At 35.7% G+C, this 4,201-nt stretch carries 4 protein-coding genes; all 4 read right to left on the bottom strand.

The features are described from left to right. The coding region (locus tag AB1414_16630; GenBank protein ID MEW6609044.1) for an FHIPEP family type III secretion protein at window positions 1-403 on the bottom strand (403 nt) is incomplete at its 3' end. A gap of 342 nt (window positions 404-745) precedes the next feature. After that, complete coding sequence (locus AB1414_16635) at window positions 746-1,888, bottom strand: ATP-binding protein (GenBank protein ID MEW6609045.1); 1,143 nt, start codon at window positions 1,886-1,888, stop codon at window positions 746-748. 129 nt (window positions 1,889-2,017) lie between these two features. Further along, on the bottom strand, window positions 2,018-3,181 hold the full coding sequence (gene flhB / locus AB1414_16640; GenBank protein MEW6609046.1) for a flagellar biosynthesis protein FlhB: 1,164 nt from the start codon (window positions 3,179-3,181) through the stop codon (window positions 2,018-2,020). Further along, window positions 3,171-3,956: a flagellar biosynthetic protein FliR gene (gene fliR / locus AB1414_16645; GenBank protein ID MEW6609047.1), complete on the bottom strand. Its 786-nt coding sequence runs from the start codon at window positions 3,954-3,956 to the stop codon at window positions 3,171-3,173. The genes flhB and fliR overlap by 11 nt, the downstream gene beginning before the upstream one ends. Window positions 3,957-4,201: the final 245 nt, after the last annotated feature.

Here is a 4,201-nt window from a genome sequence, read left to right on the forward strand (position 1 = left end):
TCACTAAAAGTTGAATTATAACTAAAATCAGAAATATCACAATCCCAACAACTAAATTCCCACCCACGACAAATGTTCCAAATGTCCGCACAATCCCTACCTCTCCACCCCGTCCGTTGAGAATAAGCCTTGCAGTAGAAACTTCAATCGCTAACCGATACACAGTCGTCACCAATAAAAGAGATGGAAATACAGAAAAATCAGTCACTTTAGATAAGTAACTCACAGATAAAATAACCACAATGGCTAAGGTTAAATTCATAGCGATGGATAAATCAATAAATAATGGTGGTAGTGGAATAACCAGCATTACGATGATACAAAGTATAAATATTGCAATTAATATATCTGCCTGCTGCATCCAGGTTAATCTTGGAACTGCTTGTGCTCTTGATAGAGCCATTTTAATTACTCCTTTTTATCTCATTAATCCGTAAGGTAATCGTTCAGCCACAGAGGCACGGAGTTCACAGAGAATTAAAGAAATTAGTCACTTAAGGACACGAATTAATCTGTGATATTCCCTAAATGTAGTGTGAACCTTTAGGTTCACCTTCTGGCTTGCCAGAAGCGAGGCTAAAACCTCGCACTACAAATCTTTTTGTTGTTCAGAGAAATTCGGATTTATCTCGTTAGATAGTAAAACATCTAACAGGATTCATTCGTGATTATATATTTCCTCTGTGTTCTCTGTGGCTCTGTGGCTATATCCTGAACGGTTAATCCGTAAGCGCTTGTGCAAAATTTACTCACCACGAGACGAGTAACCCTTCCTTCTTTTGATATATTCTTTAAATAGAGGATTAGTAACCTCATAGTTTCCTCTTTCTTTTCTGTTGATATATCCTGATTTTGTCAAAGAGATAACTATTCGATGAATGTTTTGTCTGGATAGACCATAGGTTTCATACGGATTTTCTCCTGAGGCAATTGAGATTAAGACAGCAGTATGTCCTTTTCTACTCATCAAGGAAGACCATAATTCATCAAAATAGACACCTTCCATTGCCAGTGCCTCTTCATAAGATTCTTCCACCTCATTGAGAGTAACTTTTTTTGTTTTGTTCACCAGGGAATAGTAGATTAAATGACAAAGTAATTGGGTATAATAAGGATGTCCGCCGGTAATCTTTAATATTCGGTCAAGGACACCGTCGGTTAATTCTATTCCGTCTTCACGAAAATTATCTGTAATATAGCGACTAAAGGCTTCTTCTTTAATCCCATGGAGATAAATTACCCTCCCAAACCGATAGAATGCGTAAGTTTTATTAACAAAAAGATTAGTCATAACACTTTCATGGCTACCGGCAAAAAGGTATGTTATTTGAGATTGTCGCTGAAATTTTGCCCTCATTTTCTTTATCAAAGTTTCCCCATTTAGTTTAACCAGGTCACTAAATTCATCAAAAGCCATAATAAAACTTTTACCTTTTTTTGATGCATATTCCTGCGGGAAATTCAAAGCATCATCTAACAATTCCTCGTCTGTTTTTTGTTTATCTGAAAAACCTAAGATAAACTCATATTCATTTATGACGGATTTGAATTCTACTTGTTGAAGTGCCTTAACTACATTTTCCTTCATAGATTTAAACAGCCTGGTTAAAGGCAAGTTATCATTATTCAAAGTAGTCTCAATTATCTTTTCGGCTAATTCCCTTTTGCTTGTAATGTCAAAGATGTCTATATCTCCGACTAAAAAATTGGCAATCTGGAGTTTTCTTAGAACCTCGAGGATAATAGATGTTTTGCCAAATCTTCGTGGAGCAATCAAAATAACACTATGTCCGTCTTTGAGTAATTCAAAAATCTGATTGATTTCTTCCTCTCTTCCGATAAGGTCTTTTCCAGAAACAGGTTTTCCAATAGGAAATTTTTTAACCATTTATAAGTTAACCTCCCGAATTTTGCCAGCCGGTAATTTGTAAATATTAGATATTTACCATAGATATTGTTTACAGTATTGTAAATAACTATTGTTGACAGACTCTATACTGTCCTCTAATTACCTAATTTAAGCGGCGCGTTTTTTCTGCCTTAATTGATAGACATAGGCTAATATTTCTGCGACGGCACGATAAAGTTCTAACGGCACTTCTGTCCCGATTTCTACTGTTTCAAATAATGTTTCGGCTAAAGGTTTATTTTCAACAATAGCGACTTCATAACCTCGGGCTATTTCAACAATTTTTTCAGCAATTAAATCTCTTCCTTTTGCCACGACCGTTGGTGCACGCATAAAGGCAGAATCATATTTAATGGCAATGGCTAAATGGATAGGATTAGTAATAATTACATCTGCTTTGGGGACTTCAGCCATCATTCTTCGTGTTGCCATTTGTCTCATTCTTTCTCTAACTCTGGCACGCATTAACGGGTCACCCTCTAATTGCTTCCATTCATCTCTTAATTCATGTTTTGACATCATTAAATTCTGTCTGAATTCGTGGCGCTGATGAAGATAATCGAATAAACTCATCAGTAATAAAAATATGGCTACCCAGAGAACAATTTTATATGCTAAATTAGCAATCAAAAAGAATCCTTCGACTACATCTGCTTCTGGTAATAAAAGTATATCATTATAACTGTTTTTAATAACTTGATATGTAAATATAGTAATTACCGCTAATTTAAAGAATGTTTTTCCATATTCGATTAATGCCATTTTAGATGGAATAAATCGGCTAAAGACACGGCTAAAATTTGGTTTTAATCTTATAAAATCAGGCATTAACGCTATGGGTGAAAAATAGACTCCAGCCTGCATTATTTCAAAAACTAATCCAGTAACTAATGCAAGGAGCAGAAACGGAATGGCTATTTTGAAAAAAGTAGTAATATTAAAATTAAGTAATTGTGTAAAATTACTAAAACTAATTGGAGCTGTATGGAGTTGAGAAAAAGACATATGCATAAATTTAAGTAGTTGAATAAACATAAAATAACCAATAAGCGGGAAGACCAGGATGGTAACTAAGGCTATTCCTGCAGAAGTGAGTTCACGGCTCTTGGCAACCTGTCCTCTAAGTCGGGCACGCTGGATTTTCCGCTGAGTTGGTTCTTCAGTTCTGCCTTCATCTTCAGCCGTGGCAAATAATTGTAAGTCAAAATCTTTTTCTTGAACTTCGAAAAACAAATTGATAAGAAAAAACCTATTTTTTTGTTTATTTAACATTGTTTTCCCCCAAATTTATTAAAAGGTTATCAATATCCGCGAATAATTGCTCAAATAAATTAACGGCGACGGTAGATAATAACGGAAATAGAAAGATTAAACTTAATATTCCTACCACAATGGTAACCGCCCAACCTAAAACCATAATATTCATCATCGGGGATGCTTTAGACAACAATCCCATTGCCAGAGTAGCCAAAAATACCACCCCCATAACCGGCATACTAATCTTCACTGCGGTTAAAAACATACCGGCAAAGCTGGTGATAATCGTTTTTACAATCATACTACAATCATCTAATTTCAATACGGGCACTATCTCGTAACTTTTGGAAATGGTAATGAGCATCATCAAGTGTCCACCAAAGCATAAAAAAAGCAATAGTGCAAATAATCCTATAATCTGCCCGATAATAGGTTGTTCTATTTGTGATAATGGGTCAATCGTATTGACAATACCAAATCCCATTGGCACACTATAGAGCTCGCCGGATATTTGGAATGCAGAAATGACCAATGTCGCCATAAACCCAATAATTAAACCAACGGCAACTTCACTGAAAACCAACAAACTATATGTCAATAAATCATTTGGGACAAGGTTAATATGGTTTCTGACTATTCCAAACATAGACAAAGAGATAAACAGGGCTAAGCCCGCTTTTATCCGTGGCAGGATATTCACACTACCCCAAAAAGGTGCCATTACAAATATCCCGGAAATTCGGGCTAAGACTAAAAAAAACTTTTGAAACTCAGTCACAAATAATTCCATATTTTACCTTCAGGGTATTAGAGTCGTGTTGAGTAAGTTTTGCACGGGGCATCATCACATTTCGTAACCTACAAACGGATAATTGGTAATTGGTAACTGGTAACTGGTGATTGGTAACTGGTAACTGGTAATTGGTAACTGGTAATTGGTAATTGGTTAAATAGTTTCGTCCTGAGCTCAGCCAAACGGTATTTAATTACCAGTTACCAATCACCAGTTACCAGAATCAAATTCCGTGCGTTATT

The sequence above is a fragment of the bacterium genome, from assembly GCA_040755795.1.
Lineage (GTDB): Bacteria > UBA9089 > CG2-30-40-21 > CG2-30-40-21 > SBAY01 > JBFLXS01.

What these genes read in the sequence shown, in the direction of transcription:
- AB1414_16635 (MEW6609045.1), bottom strand. Translation starts at nt 1,888, where the DNA reads ATGGTTAAAAAATTTCCTATTGGAAAACCTGTTTCTGGAAAAGACCTT.
- flhB (MEW6609046.1), bottom strand. Translation starts at nt 3,181, where the DNA reads ATGTTAAATAAACAAAAAAATAGGTTTTTTCTTATCAATTTGTTTTTC.
- fliR (MEW6609047.1), bottom strand. Translation starts at nt 3,956, where the DNA reads ATGGAATTATTTGTGACTGAGTTTCAAAAGTTTTTTTTAGTCTTAGCC.